The 3411-nt window shown below is 64.8% G+C and carries 5 protein-coding genes; 4 read left to right on the top strand and 1 reads right to left on the bottom strand.

All coding sequences use genetic code 11. The features are described 5' to 3' along the window. A partial coding sequence (locus tag EN943_RS36170) for an SDR family NAD(P)-dependent oxidoreductase (RefSeq protein WP_127416522.1) occupies nucleotides 1-164 on the bottom strand: 164 nt, incomplete at its 3' end. Nucleotides 165-432: 268 nt separating this feature from the next. Here EN943_RS36170 and EN943_RS36165 point away from each other — a divergent pair. From EN943_RS36165 to EN943_RS36150, 4 genes are all read left to right on the top strand, one after another. Continuing rightward, nucleotides 433-1686, top strand: coding sequence for a sarcosine oxidase subunit beta (locus EN943_RS36165; RefSeq protein ID WP_127416521.1), 1254 nt, complete (start codon nucleotides 433-435; stop codon nucleotides 1684-1686). Continuing rightward, the gene (locus tag EN943_RS36160; RefSeq protein WP_127416520.1) at nucleotides 1686-2126 is read left to right on the top strand and encodes a hypothetical protein; all 441 of its coding nucleotides are present in this window, start codon (nucleotides 1686-1688) and stop codon (nucleotides 2124-2126) included. Before EN943_RS36165 ends, EN943_RS36160 begins: the two co-directional genes overlap by 1 nt. An 11-nt stretch (nucleotides 2127-2137) precedes the next feature. After that, nucleotides 2138-2434, top strand: a complete 297-nt coding sequence (locus EN943_RS36155) for a sarcosine oxidase subunit delta (protein ID WP_127416519.1) — start codon at nucleotides 2138-2140, stop codon at nucleotides 2432-2434. Continuing rightward, on the top strand, nucleotides 2431-3411 hold a 981-nt coding region (locus EN943_RS36150), incomplete at its 3' end, for a 2Fe-2S iron-sulfur cluster-binding protein (protein ID WP_127416518.1). The genes EN943_RS36155 and EN943_RS36150, both read left to right, overlap by 4 nt.

Below are 3411 nucleotides of genomic sequence, written 5' to 3'. Positions count from 1 at the left end.
CCGTCGGCGTCCGCGATTTCGGCGACAAGCGCATCGAGCTCGGCCTGGCGGCGGGCGGCGACGATGACCTTGGCGCCTTCCTCGGCAAAGAGTTTTGCCGTGGCGCGGCCGATGCCGGAACTGGCGCCGGTGACGATGGCGACCTTGTTTGCGAGTGCGAACATTTTTGCATCCTTTCTTCGCGCCGGCTTAAGCGGCAGTTGGGATGCTTGGTCGCAGATCGAGGCAAAGCGAGCCACCCGATACGTGCGAAGATGCTGGAAAGCGCCGACGTGCCGGATGCGTCTTTTTCACCACGGCGCAAAACGGCAAGCGCCGTCGCAAACAGCGCAAGGGTGGAAGCGCTGTTTCGCTAGTGATACACCTCGCGCGCCGGGACCGAATGAATGCCCGGCCGCTATTCGCGAGACCTTTTGGCGAGAGGCTGGGACGTTGAAGAAATATTCGGTATTCGCCATCGCCCGCGAGGCCATGCGCGGCCACAAGGGCTGGGAGGAACAATGGTCCTCGCCTGAGCCGAAGAAGGAATACGACGTCATCATCGTCGGCGCCGGCGGCCACGGCCTGGCCACCGCCTATTACCTCGCCACGGTGCACGGCATCACCAATGTCGCTGTGCTCGAAAAGGGCTGGCTCGGCGGCGGCAACACCGGCCGCAACACCACCATCATCCGTTCCAACTATCTCTATGACGAGAGCGCCGGCATCTACGACCATGCGCTGAAGCTGTGGGACGGGCTCAGCCAGGAGCTCAACTACAACGTCATGTATTCGGCCCGCGGCGTCATGATGCTCGCCCACAATGTGCACGACGTGCAGGTGCTGAAGCGCCACGTCCACGCCAACCGGCTGAACGGCATCGACAATGAATGGCTGACGCCGGAGCAGGCGAAGGAATTCTGCCCGCCGCTCAACACCTCCAAGGACGCGCGCTATCCGGTCGTCGGTGCGGCGCTGCAGCGGCGAGGCGGTACGGCGCGCCACGATGCGGTGGCCTGGGGCTATGCGCGCGGCGCCTCGGCGCGTGGCGTCCACATCATCCAGAATTGCGAGGTCACCGGCGTCAAGCGGGCGGCCAATGGCGCGGTCATGGGCGTCGACACGACGCGCGGCTTCATCGGCGCCAAGAAAGTCGGCGTCGTTGCCGCCGGCCATTCCTCCGTCATCATGAACATGGCCGGCGTGCGCATGCCGCTGGAAAGCTATCCGCTGCAGGCGCTGGTGTCGGAACCGGTCAAGCCGGTGGTGCCCTGCGTGGTGATGTCGAACACGGTGCACGCCTATATCTCGCAGTCCGACAAGGGCGAGCTGGTGATCGGCGCCGGCACCGACCAGTATGTCTCCTATTCGCAGACCGGCGGCCTGCATATATTGCAGCATACACTCGACGCCATCTGCGAGATGTTCCCGATCTTCACGCGCATGAAGATGCTGCGCTCGTGGGGCGGCATCGTCGACGTCACGCCCGACCGCTCGCCGATCCTGGCCAAGACGCCGGTGCCTGGCCTCTATGTCAATTGCGGCTGGGGCACGGGCGGCTTCAAGGCGACGCCGGGCTCGGGCCATGTCTTTGCCCACACCATCGCCAAAGACGATCCGCATCCGATCAACGCGCCCTTCACCATCGAGCGCTTCCGCACCGGCCGGCTCATCGACGAGGCGGCAGCGGCGGCGGTGGCGCACTGATGATGGCGCAGATGGCTGTCGCGATGCCGCTGATGCTGGCGGGGGAACAAGTGCTGGCGGGGGAACGGGGGATGTTCCATTTTCCGTCGGCGGACGAAGTGCGCACGCAGCCGATCAGCCGCACCGGCAACGAAACCGTTTGGCCGTTTTCGGTCGACGACGGCACGCTGGCCTGCGTCTGGAGCGGTGGCCAGAGGGTGGTTGTTTTCTTCGAAAACAGGCCTTCCGATTTAGACGAGGACGAGACATTCCAGCCGCGTGAAGTCATCGTCACCACCGATCCGATGCAGCTCACTCTCGGCAACATGGCGTCCCGCGATCTGTTCCGTCCCGCTGCAAGCGTGGAAGAACGCATCCGGCTCGTCGCTCCGTTCGCGACCCTGGGACAGAAGCTTTGCGATCAACCGGCGGGCGCCCGCGTCGGCCACGGCGAATTGTAGGAACGAACCAAATGCTTCTCATCCGCTGCCCCTATTGCGAGGAAGAGCGTCCGGAACTCGAGTTTCGCAACGCCGGCGAGGCGCATATTGCGCGCTCGGCCAATATGGCCGGCGAGAGCGACGACGATTTCGAAAAGTTCTTCTTCATCCGCTCCAACCCCAAGGGCATCATTTATGAGCGGTGGCGGCACATGCATGGCTGCGCGCGCTTCTTCAATGCCGTACGCGACACCGTCACCGACAAGTTCGTCATCACCTACAAGGCGGGCGAGCCCAAACCCTCCAAGCTGCCGGGAGTTGGCAAATGAGCGGCGCGTTCCGCATTCCAGGAGCCGGCCGCTTCAAACAGGCGAAGACCGCGCGCTTCAGCTTCGATGGCCAGTCCTACGCAGGCATCGAAGGCGATACGCTGGCCTCGGCGCTGCTCGCCAATGGCGTCCATCTCGTCGGCCGCTCGTTCAAGTACCACCGTCCGCGCGGCATCCTTTCGGCGGGTGCGGAAGAGCCCAACGCCCTGGTCGAGATCAAACGCGACGCGGCACGCAAGACGCCGAACGTGCGGGCCACGGTGCAGGAGCTCTATGACGGGCTCGACGCGCAGTCGCAGAACCGCTGGCCGTCGCTGTCCTTCGACGTTGGTGCTGTCAACGACATCGCGTCGCCGATGTTTTCGGCCGGCTTCTACTACAAGACCTTCATGTGGCCGAAGGCGGCGTGGAAGAGCCTGTACGAGCCCAAGATCCGCGCCGCGGCCGGACTTGGCGTTTCCCCGGACCAGCCGGATCCCGACCATTATTCGTCGCGCTACGCGCATTGCGACGTGCTGGTGCTGGGTGGCGGTGCGGCGGGCATCGCGGCGGCATTGGCAGCGGCGGAGACCGGCGTGCGCGTCATCCTCGCCGACGAGCAGGCCGAGTTCGGCGGCAGCCTGCGTTTCGAGAGCGGCGCGAAAATCGACGGCCAGGACGGTTTTGCCTGGGCGCAAGCTGCGGTGGCGAAACTCACCGCGATGGACAATGTCCGCGTGCTCCCGCGCACGACGGCGTTCGGCTATTACGCGCAGAATTTCATCGGGCTGGTCGAGCGTGTCAGCGATCATCTGAAGGCTCCCGGCCACGATCTGGCGCGCGAGCGGCTGTGGCAGGTCAGGGCCAAGCGCGTGGTGCTGGCCTCGGGCGCGATCGAGCGGCACATGGTGTTTGCCGACAACGACCGGCCGGGCATCATGCTGGCGGGTGCCGCGCGCACCCATTTCCATCACCCTTGCCAGCCCGCTGGGAGGGAA

Source organism: Mesorhizobium sp. M7A.F.Ca.US.006.01.1.1, assembly GCF_003997935.1.
In the GTDB taxonomy this organism is placed as follows: domain Bacteria; phylum Pseudomonadota; class Alphaproteobacteria; order Rhizobiales; family Rhizobiaceae; genus Mesorhizobium.
The sequence above is the reverse complement of the archived record's forward strand: the minus strand, read 5'-3'. Positions and strand labels throughout refer to the sequence as shown.

Coding starts and splice junctions, on each gene's coding strand:
- EN943_RS36155 (WP_127416519.1), top strand. CDS start 2,138: ATGCTTCTCATCCGCTGCCCCTATTGCGAGGAAGAGCGTCCGGAACTC.
- EN943_RS36160 (WP_127416520.1), top strand. CDS start 1,686: ATGATGGCGCAGATGGCTGTCGCGATGCCGCTGATGCTGGCGGGGGAA.